Raw genomic sequence first — 24,079 nt, forward strand, 5'->3', positions numbered from 1 at the left:
GATGAAAATTTTTAAAACATTCATTTTAGCAGCTTTTCTAATTTTAATTAATATCAGTTTGGCTTTTGGAGAAGTAAATATATCTGTTGAAGAATCTAAAGTAAGTAATTTAATTTATGAAATAGAAAAAGATGGAGTACCTTGTATAAAAGATGGCTCCATCTTTTATTTAAAGAATTCTGAAGGTGTTATAATAGCAAAAACGAAATCAGAAGCTTCAATTATAGTTTTTGAAAACATACCATTTGGAGATTATATAATAGAATCAGATGATAAGGACTTTAGTTATAATATATCAGTTAATAAGGATTATTTAGATAGTCAGCACATTGTAAAGATTATAGATATTGGTAAAGAAGATAAAGAATTAGAATCTAATAATGTGAATAATTTACCTAGTACGGGTATAGAAAGTAATACAATTAGTATTGCTTTTATAATAATTGTGATTGGTATTTATATAACCCTTTTCCGTAAAAGAAAAGAGGTGGTTTAATGAAAGTGGTAAAGAAGATATTTATACCATTACTATTTTTAATAGCCTTTAATCCTAAAATGGTTTATGCAGAAGAAAAAGCTAATACTGTAAATGTAACAGTTCCAAGTAGTATAAATGTTATCTTTAATACTGATGGAACTAATACAATTAGTGAGTTTGGAATTACTAATAATTCACTTTTACCATTAACAATAAATAATATAGGAGTAACAGCTAAGAATAATTGGAATTTAGTTTCTTCAGGATCATCTATTTTAAAGAATAAAAGATTACTTAATTTAAAAATGAATGGGATAGACTTAGTAAAAGGTAATAATCCTATGTCTATACCTATTACTGAAGGAACTAAAAAAGTTATTCCAGTAAATATAAATAGGGGTGCTTGGACTAGCATAGTAAAAGAATCTGCATTTGATTTACAAGTTGATTATTCTTTTGGAACTAAGAACTTTACATTAAATTTTAATTCAAATGGAGGAAATTCTATAAAACCAATTACAGCTACTAATGGTTCTAATGTTACCTTACCTAGTGCTACAAGAACAGGATATACGTTTAAAGGGTGGAAAGATAATAAGAATAATATTTATCAAGCAGGTAGCAAATATACAATGCCAGTTGGTGGAGAAACATTGACAGCAGAATGGAGTGTTAATACTTATACTTATAATATACAATATATATCTTCTAGTGGTAAGTCTTTAGGAACTTCTACAATAAGTGGAACTTTTGGTTCTACTAAAAGTGTATCAGCTCCAGCTAAAACTGGTTATACAACTCCTGATGTTCAGAGTGTTGTATTTGATAGTGTATCTACTAAGACTATTAAGTTTACTTATCAACCTATCAATTATTCTATTTCTTATAATTTAAATGGTGGAAGTGTTAGTGGGAATCCTACTAGTTATAATATTGAATCTTCAGCTATAACATTGAAAAATCCAAGCAAGATAGGTTATAGCTTTACTGGATGGACTGGTTCAAATGGCACTACAGAGCAAAATTCAATAACTATTCCTAGTGGTTCAACTGGAGATAAATCTTATACAGCTAATTGGAAGGTTAATAATTATACTATATCATTCAATCCTAATGGTGGTACTGTAGCGATTAATACGGATTTAACTCTTAGTGAGTTTATTGGGGTTAGTGCTAGTGGTGGTACATTAACTGCTACAACTAATGCAACTTCAAATACAGATCCAGTAACGGCTACTCTTAATTCACCATTTGAGAATGGAGTTAAATATGAATTAACATTAAGTCCAGGTCCTAGAGTGAACTTTACAAGACAAGGTTCTCCTACAATCAATGGAATTATTGTAGATGGAACTTGGAGTGGAAATACATTTACTTTTACTTATAATAGTGCTAAGTATGGTGCGTCTAGTTCTATAAAGCTATTAGGAAATTCATTGAAGATTAGTTGGGATTACTTAGATTACGGTAGCACTGTTTTGGAAGTATCGCTAATTAAGTATGGTTCTTCATATAGTAAGTCTTATACTTATGGTTCTAAGATAGGTACATTACCATCAGCTAATAGAAATGGATACATTTTTAATGGGTGGTTTACTTCGGCTAGTGGAGGTACTAAGGTTACAACAACAACTACAATACCAGCTAATAATGTTACTTACTATGCACAATGGACACCTATAGATTATTCAATTAGTTATAATTTAAATGGAGGAAGTGTTAGTGGTAATCCTACTAGTTATAATATAAGTACAGCTACATTTACTTTAAAGAATCCAACAAGAACTGGTTACACTTTTACTGGATGGACGGGTTCAAATGGTTCAGTAGCTCAGACTTCAGTATCCATATCTAGTGGGTCTACTGGTAATAAGAGTTATACAGCCAATTGGAGTATAAATACTTATATATTAACTTTTGATCCTAATGGTGCTTTTGTTAATCCTAATAATAAGCAAGTTGTATATGGACAACCTTATGGAACGTTACCTACACCTTCTAAAGCAGGATATATCTTTCAAGGTTGGTATACTTCTAAATCAGGTGGAACTAAGGTAGATGCTAATACTAAAATGGGAGCTAGTAATACAACTATTTATGCTCATTGGCAGATGGATTTAGATGCGTACAATGATAAATACAATAATGAAGAGTTAGAAGAAATGATAATTATAGATTCAGCTATGGAAGATGAAATAAATAATCCTTAGTGGGATTTCAACTAGTAAAATAATTTTAAATAAAGACCTAGAGAATAAATTATATCTCTAGGTTTTTATTTAATTTAAGATTAATACTAGTAATTATAAGTAATTATTTGTATTAGTTTTAAAGAATGGTGGTAATTATATATAAAGCTATTTAAAACAATAAAAAGATATAAATCAAGTGTCCCCAGGGGACACAATTTAAGAATAAAAGGAAGTGTTAAATTTGTTAGAAAGCATAAAAAGTGATTTCATAAGATTTGCTGGGATGGAAATAATGGGAAAGATAATATTAGGTCTTTCTTTTTTCATTTTAGGGATAAAGATTATAAAAGATATGAATTATAATATAGAAATTTTAAGTAATTCAAAGTTTAGAAAAAAAGAAATTATAAGTAGAGTTGTTTATTATTTGATTTATTTTATAAATACAGTAGTTATTACATTAGGAGTATATAACATTAAAGTACTAAATATAAATATATTTTGGATATTTACAATAGCACTAATATATTTAGTGTTAAGGATATGGTCTAAAGTATCTTTAAATGATAAGAAAGAGATATTAGGAATTTATAAAGATGGGGAATTGATAGAATGTGTTCCGATAAAAGATGGATTTGCAGATTTAAAGAAAACATTACCAATTGGTGAGTATATAATTAAAGAATATGATTAGATGGTGTCCTCTAGGGACACATTAGCAAGTAAATTTAATAAAGTAAATTGAGATTTACTTTATTAAATTTATTTAGTTTAAATAGATTATATATTAAATTTTAAAGGTGTCCCCGGGGATACCTTTAATTATAAAAGAAAGCAATTATAATAAATATTTTAATTGATGAGAAGTTGAAAGTGAGAATAAATTTAGGATGGTGAGAAAAATGGATTTTTTAATTGTTTTTTTATGTGTTATTTTTGTAATAGTATTTTATAGCTTAATTAGTATAGGTATTTTAGGTGCATTAAAATTAATATTTATAGGTTCATATATTATTTTTAATATCTTTGTTGTTGGGTTATTCATTAGGGATGTTAGAGATTATAAAATCGATGCACAATATTTTAAATTTAAAAAGTATCATATAGTATTACCAATAACTTGTCCTATTGCATTTATAATATTTTTACTTATAATATTAGCATATTATATTATTAAACTTTTAATAAGCCTAATTTTGATAACAATTAATTGGTCTAAAGAGCCACTTATAAATAGAGAAAATAGAAAATTTAAATAATAGAATAGGAGATATGAAATAAGATGAAAGGAAAGAAGCCGACAAGACAACAAAAGAAAATAATGAAGGAGAGAAGATTAAATCCGGATAATTGGTTAGTATTAAAAAATCCAACGAATGAATTACATATACAACATATAGAAAGTAAAAAGATAAAAGTATTATCTATATAGGTGACTAAGGTATGGAAAATAAGATGATAAATTGGATAAATAGTTATATTGATAAATTAAAAAAAGAAGGTAAGAAGGAAACTTTAAAGAAGATAGAACAAAAAGATAAAAGCAATAATATGAAAGGTGTTCCCGGGGGACACTTTTTATAAAATAAAGGAGTAGAAAAGATGAATATAAATTTTCAAGAGAGTGTAAATTTAGGTATGCAATTAAGAGTAAATAGAGTTAGAAAAGGATATACAGTCAAAGAATTATCTCAAAAGAGTGGAGTTTCTACAAGTGCTATTAATTACTGGGAAACTGGAAAAGGAACTGATATGAGATTAGATGTTATTATTAGGTTAGCAGAAGCATTAAACATATCATTAGAAGAGTTGATTGTAGAAAGGAGAATTTTAGTATAATGAATTATAAGTTAGAAAGAATAGCAAGAAACATAAAATTACTAAGGAGTAAAAGGCATTGGAAAGTAAGTTATGTAGCTAATAATACAGGTATTGAAGAAAAGAGATTAAGAAAAATGGAAGAAGCAGAAGCTATTCCAAAACATACAGAACTATATGAATTATCTCGTTTATATGAAGTGGCGATAGATGATATAGTATTTAAAGAGTTAGAGTGAAGGTGTCCCCGGGGGATACCTTTTTTTTAGATACATAAAGATGAAGGGAAAATAAGTGATGTGAGATTAATATATTCGATAAGCTTTAAAAAATCAGAGAGAAAACTAATGATATTTGCACTATCACATGATAGTTTTTCAGAATACATAAAGACACTAATAAAAGAAGATAAAGAGAGAAATGAAAAGATATTTACAGATGAAGAAAGAGCAGAGATAGAAAGAATAGTAGAGCAGAAGATACAAAAAATAATATCAGACCAAATGGAACATTAAGTAACGGAACGAAGTGAGTAAGTTAATGTGGAGTGCGGTAGCAACTTATGTGTCCCCTGGGGACACAAAAAGGAGGCATGAATATGGGGAAAGGTGATAGATACATAGAAAGCTATAAATATCAAAATAGTCAATTAAAACCTTGGAAAAATAGACAAGTTAATTTTGATGAACTTATTGATAGTATGAAGGGGCAATCAAAATTTATGAAAAAATATTAAAAAGAAAGAAAAAATAGTGATGTCCCCGGAGGACACCTTTAATAAGGAGCGATAAAGATGATTATAGTGTGGTTAATTTGTATAGAAAATATTTTAGATTATATAATTTGTAAAAATGAAAAAATATATACAAAAGAATTTTTGCAAACTATTTTTGAAGATAGAGTAATGCTATTAGGGGGATGTCAATGTAGTGTAATAGGAATTAATTTTTTTATTAATATGATTGAAATGAATAATTTGTTGGAAATTCATAGTTTTTCTATTTTTATTGTATTAATACTTGAATTTATAAAGCTTATCTTAATTTTAAAAATACCAAAAAATAAGTTATCTATAGGAATTTTTATAGTTAAGATTTTTTGCTTTTTAGGTATGAGTATATTATTGATACAAAAAATAATATAAAAATATCAGAATGATACTTGAATGTGTCACCAGGGGACACAATTTAATTTTGGAGGAATAGTTTTACTTTCAAGGAGGTGAAGTTTAGTGAGAGTTTTGTATTTTCAGTACACTCTTTCATTAAAAATAATTTATGTTAAGTAAAAATTTGAGAAGCATAAGGAATAAAAATAAATTAGGGATAAATTAATATTTTTTATATAATTAATTCTTTTATTTGATATAGTAATTGTTTCATTGATAGAACCTTTTTTATTAACTGGAATATGTGTAGTAATTGAAAATACTAATACAGATATTAATAAAATAATTTTAATTGTATTAATAATTTTTTTAATAAAAAAGCTTTATATAAAAATTATATATTGGATAAGAAAAATTTTAGTATTAGATAAGGAAAAATAGAATTTAATTTATAAAATGCAAAATGTATCCCCAGGGGATACAAGCAATTATTTGGAGAGTGATATATATGGAATATAAAATATATACAACAGTATGTGATATTATAGATTATCTCTATGAAGAAAAGAAAGAAGAATATAAGAAGTTTTATATAAAGATAATACCTAAAGAGATGAAAAGAATCCATGGGAGATATACTTATAACAGAAATTTAATTGAGATATTTAATTTATCAAGACCTTATAATCATATAATTACAACTATATTACATGAAGTAGCACATCATATTGATTATATCAATAGGGGAACAAGTGATCATAAAAAAGAATTTTATGATGTATTTTATAATTTGATAATAGGTGCATTAGAGTTAAATATAATATCTAAAAAGGATATTATTACTGAAACTGATTCATTAGATAAAGATAGATTAGAAAAATATTTTGGAAGTATAAGAAATTGGGAAGTAAAAGAAGTTGAGTATAAAAAAGATATTAAAATTATAAAAGTTAGTAATAGCTATAAATTAAAAGACTATCTGCAAATAAATGGATATAAGTATTCCAAGTTAGAGCAAGTGTGGTTTAAAGAAATGAAAGTTGGAACGATTTATGAAGAAATTGAGCTACTGAAAAGATTAACAGATTCAGAAAATATAAAAGTAATAGATAGAAATGATTTAGAAATAGAAGCTATATATTATATAGCAGTTCTTAATTCTTATAATCATAGAGAGATATTAAAAGAAAATGGATATATTTATAATGGCTATGGAATAGAAAAGAAGTCTTGGAATAAAAAAATAAAAGCTAATGAGTTAGAAAAGGAAAAAGAATTATTAAATAAACTAGATGGAGTTAAATTTAAAATTATAAATAAGAAAAATAAAACCTATACAAGATGAAAAAGAAAAATTAAAATTTTAAAATCACTAAAAGTAAGGTATCCCCGGGGGATACCTTTTTAATGTAGATATTTTAAGAAAAGAACTTCTGACAGGCTGTGCCGAGAAGTTCTTTTTTCATTGAAGGGAGGTGATAGATATGGCAGGAAAAAAGCTTGATAAGGATATAAAAGAAATAGCAGTATCCATAATCGAGGTTACTGGAAAAACATATGAAGAATGGCTAAATGAACAGCACACAAAGGTTATCTTTGCAAACTCAAAGCTATTAAATGAAAGCTTAAATTTGGAAAAAGAAATGAGTGATTAGTTGCATTGGAAATTAAAATACGAGGACTTTCAAAAGCAGCAGTTTCAAGTATTGATGAAAAGGCAAGAGATCTAGGATATAAAAGTAGAAATGAATTTTTAAAAGTATATTTGGAAAGAGAATTTCTATTACTAGATAAGATAAAAGAACATGATAGTCAGTACAACATATTATTTGAAAAAATGCTAAAGCAATTAGAATATAACACTTTAGTGTTAGATAAGTTTTGTAATGAAAATTTAATTGATTTAGAAGAAACAATAAAAAAAGATAGATTTAAGGAGGAATAAAAAATGGATGTTATACAACAATTAGTAAATATGGGAAATGAGGTTGTTGGATGGATGCAACTTTTAGGAATACCAGCTTCGGCAATAGCTTTTGGTGTTGGTGGCTTTCAGCAAATATTTGGTGGAGCAGAAGGACTAAGAAAAGCTAAGCCTTGGTATATAGGAGCAGGGATTGGACTTTTATTTATATTAGGAGCTTCTGCATTAGCAGCTTTTTTAAAGATGAAGATAACATTTTAAATTGGGGGAAGTATAAACTTCCCCTTTAATAATAAAGGGTGGTTATATGCAATTTATAAAAGATGTAAAGAATGAGCTTCAAAGTTTATTAGAAGAAAAAGAAGCTAATAAAGAAATGAAGTTAATTAGAAGAATTGCTGATAAAAAACTGCTTTCATCAGCAATAATAGTAATATTTGTTTTAGTAACTTTATTTGTGAATCTTATTTCAAACTCAATTGATGGTTTATTTTTATTAGCAACTGGGTTAGAAAAAAGGTTTAATTTAATTTGGAATATACTAATGCCTAATTTATCATATCCATTACTTTATTTACTGGCATATGTTCTAACGGGAGTAGTTTTATTTAAATTAGTGTTTAATATAAAAGCTTCATTTAAAGATATAAGAGATGGACAAAAGGGAAATAGTAGATTTGCAACTTTAGATGAAATAAAAGAACAATATAGGGCAGTAGATGAAGTGGAAAGTGATAAGGAACGTTTAAATGGAGGATATGAAGGGCGTGGAGGGGTTATTGTAAGTAGATATAAAGATAAGATTTTTATAGATGATAGCCCAACTAATAACTTGATAATAGGGACTACTAGAAGTGGTAAAGGGGAGTTATTTATATTTCCAACTATAGATTTATATTCAAGGGCGGGTATAAAGTCATCACTTGTGGTAAACGATCCTAAAGGAGGTGCGACACGTTCTCATATGAAAAGTATGAGGATTGCATAATAATTAATTTAATTGTTATGAAATACAACTAAACACATGAATAGTCGAATGATAGGGTAACGCCTTGAAAGGCTATCTTTGATACTACGAATAGCATTAGTATTTAGTAAGAAATATAATGTTATAAGCTCGTTGAAGTCGGCAGAGAGATACCGTAACAACTAAATTAAAGTTGTCGAAAGTGCCTTAGAGGTAGGGTATGTATCCTATATGTCGGAAGTCTAAAAAATACCTATGGTTAGAATGTACTATATTGACTAATTTATTTTTGTACTGACGAAGTTTTGAATGTACGGGTCTATATCGGGAGCAAGTCTAAAGGCTTGCTGACACAAATAGTGTCGTTAGTGTGGGTTAGTAAGACTCTGCCTTTATGAAAGCCCATATAATCTTACAGGGGTTATCAAGCTAACAGGCTCATAGAAACGACCTAAGGGTAATAATATGATAGATAGTGTGTTTGGAACGTGGAAAGCTAATAACATGGAGGGCTTACTACCTATGAAGTGGTTTCAAGGAAAGAACTTGTGATATTAGCAAGTTTATAACTTGAATTTATATTAGTGAGGGTAGTGCTAGAGTACCTATGAAACTATGATTAATAAATAGTGGAGGGAAAGGCACAAGTCGTGAGAAGAATGAAGATTATCGTTAAATGATATGGGTTCGTGTAAGACTAAATAGATGTAATTAACTCATATGAGGGGGTTACAGACCATATTAAAGAAAAGTAAGCTACGTTACAACGAATATTATGATATGCAATTTATATATGATAAGTTGTACGCAGATAGCAAAAATGGTAATAACTTTTATAAGTTAATTGAGATTATTGGTTCTAAGAGTAATATACGTCTTGCGTATAGAAATCTTAAAACAAATAAGGGAAGTAAGACAGCTGGTACAGATGGTTTAACAATTAAGTATATTTGGAATATAAATGATGATGAATTAATTATAAAAATACGTAGTATGCTTAAAGACTATAGACCCAAATCAGTAAGAAGAGTATATATACCTAAGGTCGGTTCTAACCAAAAAAGACCATTAGGTATTCCTACGATATGGGATAGAATATTCCAACAATGCATATTACAAGTCATTGAGCCAATATGTGAAGCTAAATTCTATAATCATTCATATGGATTTAGACCAAATAGAAGCACACATCATGCAGTAAGTAGAGTTGTTACTCTAATAAATATTGCAAAGCACCATTATTGTGTAGATATTGATATTAAAAGTTTCTTTGATAATGTTAATCACGGAAAACTTTTAAGACAAATATGGAGTTTAGGAATTCGTGATAAAAGGTTAATATGCATTATTAGTAAGCTTTTGAAATCTGAAATTGAAGGCGAAGGAGTTCCGACAAAAGGAACTCCACAAGGTGGAATAATAAGTCCACTCCTATCAAATATAGTTCTAAATGAACTAGATTGGTGGGTTAGCAATCAATGGGAAACTATTAAAACTAAAAACTGGAAAGGGTCAAACTATACATTTTATGGTTATGCAAGAAAATATACAAATTTAAAGGATGGATTTATTGTTAGATATGCAGATGATTTTAAAATAATGTGTAGAAGTTATATAGATGCACAAAGATATTATCACGCAACAGTTGACTTTCTAAATAAAAGACTTGGTCTAGAAGTTAGTCCTGAGAAATCTAAAATAATAAACTTAAAAAGAAATTCATCAGAGTTTTTAGGCTTTAAAATAAAAGCTATTGTTAAACATTCTGCAAGGCATGGTTATGTTGCTAAAACTGACATTAGTGATAAAGCAATGAAAAATATTAAGAAGAACCTTAAAAATAAAATTAAGGATATACAGAGAAAACCAACAGTAGAAAAAGTAATAAATAATAACCTAATGGTTAAAGGAGTGCAAAACTATTATAGTATTGCAACAAATATTTATAACAATCTTACAATAGTTAATTATACTCTGTTAAAGTCTACTAAAATACGCCTCAGAAGTTGTTCCAAAATTATAGAATTTCAAGAAACACCAGAGCAATTTCAAAAGTTTACCAAAGGTATTAGAAAGAATACAAAAGTATTTTCAGTAATGGGAGTGCCATTACTACCAATAACTGGTGTAAGTCATAAAATACCAAAAAACTTTTCACAAGATACTTGCAATTTTACTAGCAAAGGAAGAAAGAATATACATAATAAATTAAAAGCTATTCCAAGACACGTTTTAAGGCAAGTACAAAATAGCTATTCCAAAACTAGAAGTATTGAGTATAACGATAATAGACTATCAAAATATGTTGCTCAATATGGAAAATGTTATATAACAGGAGAGTTTATTGGGATTGATAGGGTTCATTGCCACCATATAAAACCAATAAAATTAGGTGGTGGAGATGAATATAAAAATCTTATCATAGTTGATGTTGAAATTCATAAATTAATTCACTCAACAGAAGAACTAAAAATAAATGAAATTCTAACTTTTATAAAATTAAATAAGAAGCAAGTTGAGAAATTAAATAATTTAAGAACTTCTGTAGGTAATAAACCAATTAAAATTTAACTTATAAAAAATCATTTGGACACGATGGAGCGCCGTATGAGCTGAAAGGCTCACGTACGGTGTGGGGTGGGGGAAAACTTGGAGATAATATCAAAAAGTTACCTATCACTACAACTTTATAGTGCATCAAAGGAAATATTAGAAAATAGAGGATATAGAGTTGAAATATTAAATTTATTAAAACCTATGAACTCAATGAGTTATAACCCTTTGCAATTAATAATAGATGCATATAAACAAAAAGATTATAGTACAGCTCAAAGTTTGGTTAAGACATTAACTTATACATTGTATTATAAACCAGGTGTTAAAGATCCATTTTGGCAAACATCGGCTATGAGTTTGGTTAATGCTTTAATTTTAGCAGTTTGTGATGAATGTATTAAAAGTGGAGAGTTACAAAAAATAACGCTTTATACAGTAGCAAATATGTTGTCAGAATTAGGTTCTAAAGAAGATGTAACTGGAAAAAATGAACTTGATAAATATTTTGAAGGATTGGATAGTAAGTCTGTTGCTAAAATGCAATATGCAACATCTAATTTCTCTAAGGGTACAACTAGGGGAGGAATATTTGCTACTGCAATGTCAGAGTTACAAATATTCACTATGGATGAAATAGCAAAATTAACATCAAAAAATTCTATTAATTTAAAAGATATAGGATTTACCAGCAATGATGATAGACCTGTAGCGTTATTTATGGTTACACCTGACTATGATTGTTCAAATCATGTTATATCTAGTATTTTTGTAAGACAATTATATTATGTTTTAGCAAAAGAAGCTTCATTAAGACCAGGTGGAAAATGTGATAGAGAAGTAATATTTTTACTAGATGAATTTGGAAATATGCCAGTTATAGAAGGTATGGCTAATATAGTAACTGTTTGTTTAGGAAGAAATATAAGATTCAATTTAGTTATTCAAGCAATACCTCAATTAAAAAAATTATATGGTGATGATTATAAGACTATACTTGGTAATTGCTCCAATAAGTTTTATATATTCACTAATGAAGTAGAAACGGCTGAAGAATTTTCAAAACTTTTAGGTGATAAGACTATTGTTACTTATTCAAGAAGTGGAGAAATTTTTGATATGACAAAACATCAAACGGAAAGTGTAGATGCTAGAAAAATATTAACAGTAGATGAATTAATGCACTTGGAAGAAGGAGAAATAGTTATTGCTAGGGGTACTAAAAGAAGGGATTTAAATGGTAACAAGATTAGACCATATCCTATATTTAATACTGCTGATCATACTCTTAAATATAGGTATGAATATTTAGGAGAATTCTTTGATAATACTAAAAATCTTATAAATGAAAAAGTTGAAACTTTACATAGTGATGTAAATCTTGAAGATTTATTGCTATATAGAAATATAAAAAGTAAAGAGCCTTTAGTACAAAGTATGGTAAGAGAAAAAGGGATTGAAGATGCTAAAATTAGTAAAAATGAAAAGCTTAAAGATATTTTGGTAAATGAAATACTAACAATAGATGAAGTTTCAGATATAAATAAGAAAATTGAAATGACTGTTGATGAAGAAGTTACTTTAGAAGTTGATTTTAATATGAGATGGTCAGAAGTTAAAGAGATTTTAAATGAATATTACAATGACTATGATATAGAGGATTTAAAAAAATATATAGATAAAGGAGAACTTAGACTAAAAAGTAATAGAGTGGGGTGATTGAGTATTGGAGATATTAGAAAAATTAATGCAGAATAATATCCTTGAAATGGCTGGTATAATTAGTAACTGTATTAGGTGGGTATTGTGGAAGATAGTAACGCTATTATCGTTATTAGTTAATAGTATAGAGAAGGCTGTAACTAAAATTTACAATATAAATGGATTCTTTAATTCTCCTGAAGTAACTGCCTTAATAGATAAGTATAAACCGTTAGTATGGGTTATTCTTGCTATATCAATAGGAATATTAGGTTTTAAGATAATGTTTAATAGAAAGCAGAATAGAGGGGAATTACCATCTAATATTTTATTTTCTATTCTTATTCTAGTATTATTACCAACTTTAATGACAAAGCTAGATAACATGACAAGTATAGCTGTTAAAGATGTAGCAAGTGAATATACAAGTTCAGCTAATGAATTAATTAAAAATAATATATATGATTTATATTATTTAGATTCAAATGGATTTGATTTAAATAATAAAAATAGTATAAAGTCTAGTGAAATACTTACAGTAGATGCAAATGAAACTATAGATTTAGATGAAGTTAATAATAAAGCTGTTTTAGGAAAGAAAATTAGATTTGATAAGAATGGAAATAAAAAGCTTGAAGATTTAGAGACAGGATGGTTTAAAATTGATGAAGAATATTATAGATATGGAATAGATTTTTTATCTATAATAGTTACTTTAGGAGCTATGGGAATAACTCTTATTTGTATTGGATTAAAAGTAGCAAGGTTAATATTTGAATTAGCATTTAATAAGTTACTTGCAACTCTTTTCGCTTTTGCTGATATTGGAGATGGCAAAAAGTTAAAGGAAATAATAAAACATATATTTTCAATGTTTATAGTTATATTTTCAACTGCAATAATGACCAAGTTATACGTTATATTTAGTTCTTGGTTAGGTACAAGCTTAGGAAATGCTGGACTAAGTGCTAATGGAGTAGCAAAAATGATTGTACTTGTTGGTGGAAGTATAGCTGTTATAGATGGTCCTAATATCATAGAAAGAATATTAGGAATTGATGCGGGATTAAAGAATGGTTGGTCAGCAGTTATGGCTGGATATGGTTTAAGTAAGGGAGCTATGAATGGTCTAAGCTCATTATCAGAAGGAGTTAAGAGTTTAGGAAAGGCTACTGCATTAGGTGCAAGTATGGGAGCAGGAGCATTGAGTGGTATGTTTGGTAAAGACAAGAATAGCAATATTATTAATGATGATGATAATACAGATAAGAATAATAATGATAAGAATAATGTAAGTAACAATGATATAGAACAAGATATGAAAAATTCAGATAGTAATAAAAATGAGAATCCTAATGTTGCTGATAATAAGTCAAAAGAACCAGGAAATAATGAAAAAGTTAATAATGATAATATTAGTAACATAGAGGACGAAATGAATAGATCTAAGAATAGAAATTCAAATAATATTGTTGACAATAAAGATATTGATAGCTTAAAAGATAGTAATAAAAATGGTGATCTAAACAGTATCGAAGAAGAAATGAATAGAGCTAAAAATTCAAATCCGAATAATGATACTGACAATAATAAGGCTATTCCTAATGATATTAATTCAAAGAATATGAAAGATATTAATAGAAATAGAGATAATAATATGAATGTCAATAATATTGAAGAAGAAATGAACAAAAATAAAAATATAAATCCAAATAATGATATTGCTAATAAGAATATAGACACTCCTAAAGATATTAATAACCCTAAATATAATAATGATATTGAAGGAGATATGCAACAAATAAAAGGAATAAACACTAATAAGAGTAACTTAGATAGTGTAACACCTAAAGATAGTTTAAATGATGAAATGAGCGATAATAAGGGCATAAATCCTAATAAGGGCAACTTAGATGGTATAAGACCTAAAGATAGCTTAAATGATGAAATGAGCGATAATAAGGGCATAAACCCTAATAGGGGTAACTTAGATGGGGTAAGACCTAAAGGTAGCTTAAATGATGAAATGAGCGATAATAAGGGCATAAACACTAATAGGGGTAACTTAGATGGGGTAAGACCTAAAGGTAGCTTAAATGATGAAATGAGCGATAATAAGGGCATAAACACTAATAAGGGCAACTTAGATGGAGTAAGACCTAAAGGTAGCTTAAATGATGAAATGAGCGATAATAAGAGCATAAACCATAATAAGGATAACTTAGATGGGGTAAGACCTAAAGGTGGCTTAAATGATGAAATAAGCGATAATAAAGACATAAATTCTAATAGAAGTAATGTAGATAATGTAAGACCTAAAGATTCCTTAAATACGGAAATAGGAAAGAGTAAAGATTCAAATTCTACTAATTCAGATAATATTAATTCTAAAAATGGATTTGAAAATATTAGACCAAAAGAAGCTGACAATACTTCTAACTCAAAATTGGATAATTCAAATAATAAAACAAGAGAAGAAAATTTAGTTGGAAAAATGGAAAATAGGACTATTGGTGAGTATGCAAAAGATAAAGTTAAATCATCAAAATTTATTGATGATTTAAATAGATCATATAACTTAGGAAAAAACTCAACTAATAAGTGGAATATAAAACGTAAGAAAAATAAAATTTAAATAAGGTAGGTGAAATTTATGTATGTATTACCAAAGGAAATTTCATCATCAATGAAGTTTACTAAGAGTTTATATTTGTTTGATATAGTTTTTGTAGGTTCTGTATTAATTATATCCTGGGCATTAAGTTCCCTGGTATATACCCCATTAATTGTACCTTACTATTTATTTATGTTTACTATTTCTATTATATTAACTAGTAAGAGTAGCATAAATCCTGAAAAAAGAAAATTTCAAAGTATATATTATGCTTTAATAAGAAATAAAAAAGCTTATGCTAGAGAATAGATAGGTGTCCCTCAAGGACACCTTTTTGATTGGAGGATTTTATGGCAATAAAAAAATTTGAAAATATAAATATAAAAAAGGATATAAAGAAAGAAAAGGTAAAATTAACTAAGGAAGAAAAGAAGTTATTAAAGGAAAAAAAGAAGCTAAAGAAAAAAGAGCTTAAAGAAATAAGAAAAGAAGATAAAAAGGTTTTACTAACAACTAAGGAGTTATTGCCTTTTAAAGATGCAGATGATGATGATAGCATAATAACCCAAATGGGACATATTGATATATTTCAAATAGATAGTAAGGACATATATTCATTAAATGAGATTGAAAGAAAAATGCACATATATAGTTTCGTATCATTTTTACGAGGATATGTATATGACTTTAAACTTATATCAATGAAGTTTCCTGTAAATACATTAAAGCAGCAAAAATTTTTAGAAAAGAAATTAAAAGAATGTGATAATGAAATTTATGCTAATTTCTTGAAAGAAAAATTAGAGCAGTTAATATTTCTTGAGGAAAATAGACAAAATAAAGAATTTTATATAATGATTTTTATTAGAGATACAGACAATAAGGAAGAAATTAAAGGATTATTATTAAGAAATCAAAATATAGCAATCCAATTAAAACCTTTAGATGTTGAAAAGAAACTTAAAATATTATTTAAGTTAAATAATCCTAATACAAAACTAATAAATTAAATAGAGGTGAAATCAAGTGATAAAAAGATTATTAGAAAAAATACCATTCGAAAATGAGAATAGAGCATTATTTAAAAAAGAAATTCAAATCATAATTAATTATTTTAAAGATAATAATTATAATTGCTATATTAAAGAAATATTGTATAATACGTATTTATCAATAAGTAAAAATAAAAAAGTTTGTTATATAAGGCTTAAATGGGATAATAAATATTTAACTAAATATGAGTTCATTATTTTTAGATATTCTTTTAATAGCAAAAAAATTGAAGCATTTAGGACAAAAGAAGTAACAATAATAAATGGAGATGAAGATTTAGATTTTGTAATAAAAGAGATAGAAAATAAATTACAAGAAGATAATCAGTTTGATTTAATATCTGAAAACTATAAAAGTAAGGATATTGCTAAAAATAGTTTGCTTGAAGAATATAACAAACTATTAAAAGAAAATGGATTTAAAACAAAAATAGTAAAAGAAAAAATACTAAGAAATGTTAATGAAATTTTATTTTTTACTAAGTATAGGGAAAATGCAATTGAACCTAATGTAATTTTTGCATTATGGATATCAGAAAATAGCAAGAATAATATAACTGTATCAAGTATAGCTTATATGAATGGGAAATTAGATGTAGGAGATTTTTATTCTTATGAAACAATGGAAAAGGTTTCGATTGATAAGTTGGAAATGTTAATAATATAAGTTGAAAGTGCCTTAAATAGATAAATTTTGGTATAATTTAATAAATATTTGTTTAAGGAGTGATATTAATGCAGTTAGAACATTTAAAGTGTAGGGGAGAAGATAGGAGAAAAGAAATAGTTGAAGAATATTATATTGAAATAATTACTCATACATGTTTATTAAATGGTAGAACTAAGGAAAGTGATGCAGGAGATATTATTACCAATGAATATTATGAGTTTTTATGTACATCGAAAGTAAATTCTAACCAGAAAATAATTGTTTGTGGAAAACATGCTGCTAAAAGTTTAATAGAATTAGCGCAATTAACTCCAATTAAAATATTTAATCCATTAGTTAATGTTAATGAAAATGTTAATGGGGGAAGTGGCTATAATGGAGTAAATGAGAAAAAAGAAAAATGGAATGCAATCTCATTAGAATTGTATAATGCAATAAATATATTAGGATTATATTGGGATATTACATTAACAGGAATTCTATTTGATATAAAAAAAGATTTAGAGAGATATAAGACTAAAGAACCTTTTTTTAGTAGGATTATTAAAGTAAATAAGTGTATAGCTAAAGATAAAAATAATTTAACTATATCTCAAATGTTGGATAAGTTGAGAGAAGAAGATGAAAATATGAGAGAGTATGATTTTGAAAAAATAAATGAACTATTAGATAAAAAGAATATTAAGTCATATTTTTAGATATATGGAAGTTGATATACTCCTTAATTTGATATTTTTAGATAAAATTTGATACAATTTAATATATGAGTTAAGGAGTTGATTTAGAATGAATATTAGAAAAAAAGATAATCGAGTAGAAAAGTTTGAAATTGAAAAATTAGAAAGAAGTATAAAAAATTCAGCAAAAGATATAAAGTTTGAATTAAATGCTTCGGATATAAAACTTATATCGAGTGAGATATTAAGAAAGTTAATTTTAATTAATGAAATTGACGGAATAACTAATAGTTATGAAGTAATAGGACTAACTATTGAAGTGTTAAAACAAAATAAGTTTGATTTAATAATTCCTAGTTATTTAAATTTAATATAGGGGAATAGATATTTATGAAAAGCAATTTCAATAAAGAAATTAATTTATTTGTAGATAAGATTAATATGAATGTGAAATTTAAAAATGAAAGAGTTATTGAATTAGAAGAAAGTATATCACATTTAGAAGAATGTGAATTATATATTGAAAAAGTTAGTGAAAAATTATACAAAATACTAAACGAAATTTTTCAAGATGAAGATGAGATTATATTTTGTATAAATATATATAAAGAGTCTGATAAGTATTATTATTTACCTTTGAAGTTAAGAAGATACTTAAAGAAAAAAGACAAGATAAATATGATTTCATCTTTAAATGAAAATGAAATCATAGAGCATTATTATATAAATACTAGATATAATAATGTTAAAATAAAAAAATTAATTTCAGAAATTGTAAAAAAAGATCTAGGAAACCGTATAGAAGGATTAGAGACATCTTTTATAATAAATAAAAGATGTTCAGTAGCTGTTGTTTTGTATGATGATAGATACATATTTATAGAATATTAAAGATAATTAAAAAAAGATACTAATTAAAGTTAGTGTCTTTTTTTATTTTGATTAAATTTCAGTAAGGAGTGAAGCAGATGGCACTAAGAAAAAATATAGAATACAATCCATATCTATTGAAAACTATTCAGCCAGTAGGTGGTGTGAGTTTTTCGGAAAGAGCTATTATCAAGGGTGATGGGTACGAATCTTGTATAAGAATATATGAATTTAAAACACAAGTTAATGATTATTGGTTAGAAGATTTATTAAATTTTGAAGATGTAACAACAACAATAGATGTTTCCACAGAAAATCAAGATAAGATATTAGAAAAAATTAATAGGTCTATTACAGAGCAGATTACAAGAGCTGGTGATGCTCCAAGTAATATTGACAGAATAAAAGCTACATCAGAGATTAGTAAATTACAAGCATTAGTAGAAGATATTACTCAAAATGAGGAAATAATAAAACTTGTAACTATAAGATATTATGTTTCAGCTTTAACTTTAGAAGAATTAGACACAAAAGTTAAAGAGATACTAATTAAGTTACAGAATTTAGGTTATAGGGGTGCTGTTTGTATTAATGAACAAGAATATGAATGGAAGTCATTATTTTCAAGTGCTACAGATCAAACATATTATCCTAATAAAAGAGTAGGAAAGCCATTACCTTCAATATTTTTAGGTGGTGGCTATCCTTTTCACTTTACAGAACTTAATGATCCAACTGGAAAATACTTAGGTAGAACATATACTGGTGGAAATGTCTTATATGATATTTTTACTAGGAATGATTATAGAAAATCATTTAATGCCTTAATAGTAGGGCTTATGGGTTCAGGAAAATCAACTTTATTAAAAAAGTTGATGATGGATAATGCAATAGTAAATAACACAATTAGAGTTTTAGATATATCAGGTGAATTTAAAACTTTAGTTGAAGCTTTAGGGGGAAAAGTAATAGCTTTAGATGGGACAGACGGTATTATAAATCCACTACAGATATTCGCAACAGTAGTTGATGAAGAAACAAATGAGGTATTAGAAGAACAAAGTTATATGCTTCATTTAAGTAAAGTTTCAATGTTATATCAATTTATTTCTCCGACAGCAGAGCAATCAGAAATAAGAGAATTTGAAAGACTTTTAAGTGATTTCTATAGAAGTTATGGAATAGATAGAAAAAAAGCTACTACTTATGAAATTACAGAATATCCAATAATGGAGCAGTTATTGGAATATACGAAAAATGAACTTTATGAAGATGTGGAGAGAGCAATTATAAAGAAGAATCTAACTTCAACAAAGCAAGAGAGATTAGAGTTAATAATATTAAATATTGAAAGTATGGTAAGAGATTATGGAACTCTTTTCAATGGACATTCATCTATAAGTAATTTTGATGATGAACAAATAGTAAGTTTTGCAGTTAAAAACTTAACTCAATTTGATAGAAGAATATTCAACGCTCAAACATTTAACATAATGACACTATTATGGAATAATGCTTTAAAACAAGGACTTCCAGCTAAGAAGTTATATGATGATGGAAAGATTAGTTTTGAAGATAGTAAAAAGTATTTTCTTTTAATTGATGAAGCTCATAAGTTCATAAATTCCAATAATATTATGGCAGTTGATTATTTAATTTCTTTTGAAAGAGAAGCAAGAAAATACTTTGCAGGACTTATATTTGCAACTCAAAGTATTAGAGATGTTGTTCCTGAAAATGCAGAGAGTGAAGCATTACAAAAGATAAAAACTCTTTTTGAATTAACTCAATATAAGTTTATCATGCAACAAGATAATAATTCTAAAAAGGCTTTAATGGATATTTTTGATGGTCAATTAACAGAGAGTGAAATTGAAGGAGTACCTTTCTTTAGAAAAGGTGAATGTATATTAGCGATCAATGGATTTAAAAATATAAAGTTCAGAATAGAGGTTACAAGTAAAGAATTAGATTTATTTAAGGGTGGTGCTTAGTATGAAATTTAAAAAATTAATAATAGCTTTTTTTATATTAATAGGAGTTTTATCAGTAATATTTGTAGGAGAAGATTTAATTCATGATATAAAAAACAAACAAGAATATTCAAATAATCTTGAAGAAAAGCCTAATGAAAATTCTAATAATTCTAATGAAGAAAGTGAGAGCATTTATGATTTAGATAAAGAACTAGATAAGTCAGATAAGGAAAATAATTTTATGGAAGAAGATATTGTTGTAGAAAAAGGATTTAAAAGCACAATATCAAACGGAAGTTCAGATGAAGAAATTAAAAAAAATAATAATCTTCTTAATGAAAGTAAATTTTCCTTAAAGGAAAGAATTAAAGCAAAAAATGTAGCTGAAAATTTTGTACAAGCCATAGAAAGTTTTGACATAGAAAAGCCAAAAGAAACAGTAGAGTTAGCAGTTAAATATGTTGCAGATGAATTAAAACCAGAGGTAGAAGCTTTATATATGTATCTTGGTAAAAATCAAGATATTAAGAAAAAAGTGATTGAAGAAGTACAGTCATATGAGAAAGAAAATGAATATGAGAATGATTATATTTTATTTGATGTTTATGTTAAATGGAATGTAGTTGACCAATACGATCAAGTAGCAAACTCAGGAAGAAGTTCATATGAAGTTAAATTATTAAAGATCAATGATAAGTATAAAGTAGTTAGTTACAGAGTTATATAAGCGTTAAAATACAAAAAAGTTGGTGGTGCTATTGGAAAAAGAAAAGCAGTTAATAAAAAAAGTAAGTAAGCTTCTAGTATCAAGTGTAGGAGTAATAACAATTAGCTTTTTAATATTAGTAAGTTCTGTAACTATGTATCTTTTTAAGGCACAAGAATTTCAAACTGACGGTGGTGGAGGACTTATTACTGATATTGGAGCATTAGGAGTACCTAAAGATTTTGTACCATATTTTAATGAAGCAGCTAGTATATTTAATGTTCCTAATTGGGTATTAGCAGCAGTTGCAAAACAAGAAAGTAATTTTAATCCTAATGCTTCATACGGTGGAGCGTATGGGATGATGCAAATTCAAAAATATGATATAGCAACGGGTAAAGACTTATGGAAATATTTAATTGATATGGGATTAGGAGATGCTTATAGAAAAGGTGGTTATAACTTTTCAACATCTGAAGATATGTGGAATATATATCTAAATGATCCTAAAGCTCAAATATTTGCTGGTGCATATGAGATGAGATATTACACCAATTATGTTCTGTATATGCAAAATAAAGTAGAGAGATTAGATTACAATAATAATGAAAATATGAAGCTAGTTGGTTGGGATAGAAGCGAAAATGATAAAGATTTTAAAGATACATTAAGGAGAGTTTTTGCTTGTTATAATGGTGGTCCTGGTTATGGAATGAGTGTAGATTTAGATAAAGCTCAACATGATTATCCTAATAAAGTATTTAAGTATGCTATGGAATTTCGTAGTGTTGGATTATTAGGAAGTAGTAATGAAATAATAGAAAAATCAATTGAAGCTGGAATGAAGTGGGTAGGAAAATCACCTTATGTATGGGGTGGAGGAAGAACGGAAGAAGATGTTTTGGCTGGTCGTTTTGATTGTTCTTCATTTGTTCATTATATGTATGCAAGTTCAGGAGTTCAGCTTGGAGATAGAGCAAGTGTAGTAACATTTTCACTTGTTAATATGGGTAAGGAAATAAATCCAAAGGATATGAAAAGAGGAGATTTATTATTTTTTGATACCTATACAATTAATGGTCATGTTGCTGTTTATTTAGGTGGTGGAAAGTTTATACATGATGGTCCTACTAGGGGAGTAGAAATAGCAGATTTAAACAATCCATATTGGACAGAAACATTTAATGGACGAGTTAGAAGAGTTGTTGAATAGATTAATAAAGTAAAGAAGGTGAAAGTTTGAAGAAGGAAGATATACAAATTAAAGTAGATAATATAAAGAAAAAATTTGATAAGAATAAATCAATATCATATTATTTTTTAGCTTCAATTTGTATAATTGGAGTTTTATTTTTTCTATCATCAAATATTCTCTTTAATAAAGAAATGAGTTTGATGAGTACAGAAATTAATAAAGAAATACCATTAAATAGTGTAGTAGTTACATTAAAGGATAGACAATATAACAATGAAAATGGATTAGTTCAATTTACCATTAAGGTTAAAAATCAAAGTTTAAATGAAAAAGTAAATTTAGATTTTGAAGTAAGGGAAAAGACAAATCCAACTCAAATTATACCTAGTAAAGTAACCAAAATAACTAATAGTGATTATATAATAACTACAAAGGTAGCAAGGAAATGGGAAGCTCTTTCATTAACTGTATTAGATAAAAATACTGATGGAGAGAGTAAAGGAAGTGTTAAATTATATTCTGATGTAAGAGATATAAATATTAATACTGACTTAAAAGAGAAAGGAATAAATGAATATACAGTCGAGGTTATTGAAAATGAAATTAAAGATATTCAAAAAGAAATAGAAGCAATAAATACAGTAATTTCAGATAAAAATTCTAAAATAAATTTATTCAAAGAAAATATAAATACATTAGAAAATGACAAAGAATATCAAACTGAAAGTGAACTTGAAGCAACAGAAAATACAATAAAGTCTAATCAATCAAGTATTATTCAGCTAGAAAGTGAAATAAAAATTGAAAGTGAAAAATGCAAAGAGTATGAAGAAAAAATCAAAAAGTTAGAAGAAAAAATGAAAAATTACCAATAAAAAATATGTATCAACTTGGGAGGTTTTGTGGCGTTTATGTGGCGTTTAAGTGGCGTAAACTGGGCGTTTTGGGAATTTTTTTGTACCCAAGGAAACACTAGGCTTTGCCTAGTCCCCCAATTATTTTGGGGGAAGTTTCCCCTTATGCTCTTATTAAATATCTTCATATCTAGTTTCCAACTAAAGATATTTAATATTTCATTATAGGTAAGTTTGATTAAACTTTTTAAAGTTTATAGGTGAGCTTTAGCGAGGACAAAGTCCTTAGTAGATAAAGGAGTGTAAATTTTATTATGAGTAAGATGGAAAAACATTATAGACTAAGTGAAAAAAACATTGAGTATATAGAGGAAGTTAAGGAAAAGAATCATTTAAAATATAATAGTGAAGCTTTAGAATTAATTATAAGAGAACATAGAAATAATTCAGATATAACTACAGAATTTATGATTAATTTGATTGGAGAAAAGCTTTCAGAGAAATTAAAGGCTGAACTATTAGGAATTAAAAAAGCTAGTAATGAATCTGATAAAAATACTCAAATTATAATCGAACTACTTAATGGTTTATTTGTGAAGTCAGGATATAAACTTTTAGCAACTACTGGTGATATTAAATGTAAAGCGATAGATAATGCAACAGAGTTTGTAGAGAAAAGAATTGCAAGTAAAAGAGTTGCTAAATTAGATAGAACATATTAAAG

Annotated in this window: 27 protein-coding genes; all 27 read left to right on the forward strand. The window is 26.9% G+C overall.

Annotated elements, in window-relative coordinates; genetic code table 11:
- Position 1: 1 nt before the first annotated feature.
- The 27 genes from GPX08_RS13015 to GPX08_RS13145 all read left to right on the forward strand — a co-directional run bounded on the left by GPX08_RS13015 (position 2) and on the right by GPX08_RS13145 (position 24,077).
- The gene (locus tag GPX08_RS13015; RefSeq protein WP_156627231.1) at positions 2-496 is read left to right on the forward strand and encodes an LPXTG cell wall anchor domain-containing protein; all 495 of its coding nucleotides are present in this window, start codon (positions 2-4) and stop codon (positions 494-496) included.
- A complete protein-coding gene (locus GPX08_RS13020) occupies positions 496-2,688 on the forward strand; it encodes a hypothetical protein (protein WP_156627232.1) in 2,193 nt (730 codons plus the stop codon). Before GPX08_RS13015 ends, GPX08_RS13020 begins: the two co-directional genes overlap by 1 nt.
- A 223-nt stretch (positions 2,689-2,911) precedes the next feature.
- Positions 2,912-3,364 carry a hypothetical protein gene (locus GPX08_RS13025; RefSeq protein WP_156627233.1) on the forward strand — a complete coding sequence of 151 codons (453 nt, stop codon included), beginning with the start codon at positions 2,912-2,914 and terminating at the stop codon, positions 3,362-3,364.
- A gap of 208 nt (positions 3,365-3,572) precedes the next feature.
- Positions 3,573-3,929, forward strand: a complete 357-nt coding sequence (locus tag GPX08_RS13030; protein WP_156627234.1) for a hypothetical protein — start codon at positions 3,573-3,575, stop codon at positions 3,927-3,929.
- A gap of 184 nt (positions 3,930-4,113) precedes the next feature.
- Positions 4,114-4,254 carry a hypothetical protein gene (locus GPX08_RS13035; RefSeq protein WP_156627235.1) on the forward strand — a complete coding sequence of 47 codons (141 nt, stop codon included), beginning with the start codon at positions 4,114-4,116 and terminating at the stop codon, positions 4,252-4,254.
- 18 nt (positions 4,255-4,272) lie between these two features.
- A complete protein-coding gene (locus tag GPX08_RS13040) occupies positions 4,273-4,509 on the forward strand; it encodes a helix-turn-helix domain-containing protein (protein WP_156627236.1) in 237 nt (78 codons plus the stop codon).
- On the forward strand, positions 4,509-4,727 hold the full coding sequence (locus tag GPX08_RS13045) for a hypothetical protein (RefSeq protein ID WP_156627237.1): 219 nt from the start codon (positions 4,509-4,511) through the stop codon (positions 4,725-4,727). The genes GPX08_RS13040 and GPX08_RS13045 overlap by 1 nt, the downstream gene beginning before the upstream one ends.
- Positions 4,728-5,086: 359 nt before the next feature.
- Positions 5,087-5,224: a hypothetical protein gene (locus GPX08_RS13050; protein WP_156627238.1), complete on the forward strand. Its 138-nt coding sequence runs from the start codon at positions 5,087-5,089 to the stop codon at positions 5,222-5,224.
- A gap of 57 nt (positions 5,225-5,281) precedes the next feature.
- Positions 5,282-5,632, forward strand: coding sequence for a hypothetical protein (locus GPX08_RS13055; protein ID WP_156627239.1), 351 nt, complete (start codon positions 5,282-5,284; stop codon positions 5,630-5,632).
- 472 nt (positions 5,633-6,104) lie between these two features.
- Positions 6,105-6,941: a hypothetical protein gene (locus tag GPX08_RS13060; RefSeq protein ID WP_156627240.1), complete on the forward strand. Its 837-nt coding sequence runs from the start codon at positions 6,105-6,107 to the stop codon at positions 6,939-6,941.
- 315 nt (positions 6,942-7,256) lie between these two features.
- A complete protein-coding gene (locus tag GPX08_RS13065) occupies positions 7,257-7,541 on the forward strand; it encodes a hypothetical protein (RefSeq protein WP_156627241.1) in 285 nt (94 codons plus the stop codon).
- Between the two features lie 3 nt (positions 7,542-7,544).
- Positions 7,545-7,781: a hypothetical protein gene (locus GPX08_RS13070; protein ID WP_156627242.1), complete on the forward strand. Its 237-nt coding sequence runs from the start codon at positions 7,545-7,547 to the stop codon at positions 7,779-7,781.
- Between the two features lie 46 nt (positions 7,782-7,827).
- Positions 7,828-8,508 carry a type IV secretory system conjugative DNA transfer family protein gene (locus GPX08_RS13075; RefSeq protein WP_156627243.1) on the forward strand — a complete coding sequence of 227 codons (681 nt, stop codon included), beginning with the start codon at positions 7,828-7,830 and terminating at the stop codon, positions 8,506-8,508.
- A 717-nt stretch (positions 8,509-9,225) separates the two neighbouring features.
- Positions 9,226-11,058, forward strand: a complete 1,833-nt coding sequence (ltrA, locus tag GPX08_RS13080; protein ID WP_156627265.1) for a group II intron reverse transcriptase/maturase — start codon at positions 9,226-9,228, stop codon at positions 11,056-11,058.
- A 66-nt stretch (positions 11,059-11,124) separates the two neighbouring features.
- On the forward strand, positions 11,125-12,759 hold the full coding sequence (locus GPX08_RS13085; protein WP_156627244.1) for a TraM recognition domain-containing protein: 1,635 nt from the start codon (positions 11,125-11,127) through the stop codon (positions 12,757-12,759).
- Between the two features lie 7 nt (positions 12,760-12,766).
- Positions 12,767-15,376 (forward strand): hypothetical protein, encoded by a 2,610-nt coding sequence (locus tag GPX08_RS13090; RefSeq protein WP_156627245.1) that lies wholly within the window; start codon positions 12,767-12,769, stop codon positions 15,374-15,376.
- A gap of 18 nt (positions 15,377-15,394) precedes the next feature.
- Positions 15,395-15,664 carry a hypothetical protein gene (locus tag GPX08_RS13095; protein ID WP_156627246.1) on the forward strand — a complete coding sequence of 90 codons (270 nt, stop codon included), beginning with the start codon at positions 15,395-15,397 and terminating at the stop codon, positions 15,662-15,664.
- 47 nt (positions 15,665-15,711) lie between these two features.
- Positions 15,712-16,365 carry a hypothetical protein gene (locus GPX08_RS13100; RefSeq protein ID WP_156627266.1) on the forward strand — a complete coding sequence of 218 codons (654 nt, stop codon included), beginning with the start codon at positions 15,712-15,714 and terminating at the stop codon, positions 16,363-16,365.
- 16 nt (positions 16,366-16,381) lie between these two features.
- Complete coding sequence (locus GPX08_RS13105; protein WP_156627247.1) at positions 16,382-17,074, forward strand: hypothetical protein; 693 nt, start codon at positions 16,382-16,384, stop codon at positions 17,072-17,074.
- A gap of 68 nt (positions 17,075-17,142) precedes the next feature.
- Positions 17,143-17,775, forward strand: a complete 633-nt coding sequence (locus tag GPX08_RS13110; protein WP_156627248.1) for a hypothetical protein — start codon at positions 17,143-17,145, stop codon at positions 17,773-17,775.
- Between the two features lie 88 nt (positions 17,776-17,863).
- Positions 17,864-18,130 carry a hypothetical protein gene (locus tag GPX08_RS13115; RefSeq protein ID WP_156627249.1) on the forward strand — a complete coding sequence of 89 codons (267 nt, stop codon included), beginning with the start codon at positions 17,864-17,866 and terminating at the stop codon, positions 18,128-18,130.
- Positions 18,131-18,144: 14 nt separating this feature from the next.
- Complete coding sequence (locus GPX08_RS13120) at positions 18,145-18,645, forward strand: hypothetical protein (protein ID WP_156627250.1); 501 nt, start codon at positions 18,145-18,147, stop codon at positions 18,643-18,645.
- 77 nt (positions 18,646-18,722) lie between these two features.
- Positions 18,723-20,618 (forward strand): ATP-binding protein, encoded by a 1,896-nt coding sequence (locus tag GPX08_RS13125; protein WP_156627251.1) that lies wholly within the window; start codon positions 18,723-18,725, stop codon positions 20,616-20,618.
- A gap of 1 nt (position 20,619) precedes the next feature.
- Entirely contained in the window at positions 20,620-21,327 is a 708-nt protein-coding gene (locus GPX08_RS13130) for a hypothetical protein (protein ID WP_156627252.1), read from the forward strand.
- Between the two features lie 133 nt (positions 21,328-21,460).
- A complete protein-coding gene (locus GPX08_RS13135) occupies positions 21,461-22,519 on the forward strand; it encodes a transglycosylase SLT domain-containing protein (protein ID WP_156627267.1) in 1,059 nt (352 codons plus the stop codon).
- Between the two features lie 26 nt (positions 22,520-22,545).
- Positions 22,546-23,376, forward strand: a complete 831-nt coding sequence (locus GPX08_RS13140) for a hypothetical protein (protein ID WP_156627253.1) — start codon at positions 22,546-22,548, stop codon at positions 23,374-23,376.
- 293 nt (positions 23,377-23,669) lie between these two features.
- On the forward strand, positions 23,670-24,077 hold the full coding sequence (locus GPX08_RS13145) for a hypothetical protein (RefSeq protein WP_156627254.1): 408 nt from the start codon (positions 23,670-23,672) through the stop codon (positions 24,075-24,077).
- Positions 24,078-24,079 lie beyond the last annotated feature (2 nt).

It is taken from the genome of Clostridium tertium (assembly GCF_902652255.1).
Lineage (GTDB): Bacteria > Bacillota > Clostridia > Clostridiales > Clostridiaceae > Clostridium > Clostridium tertium_A.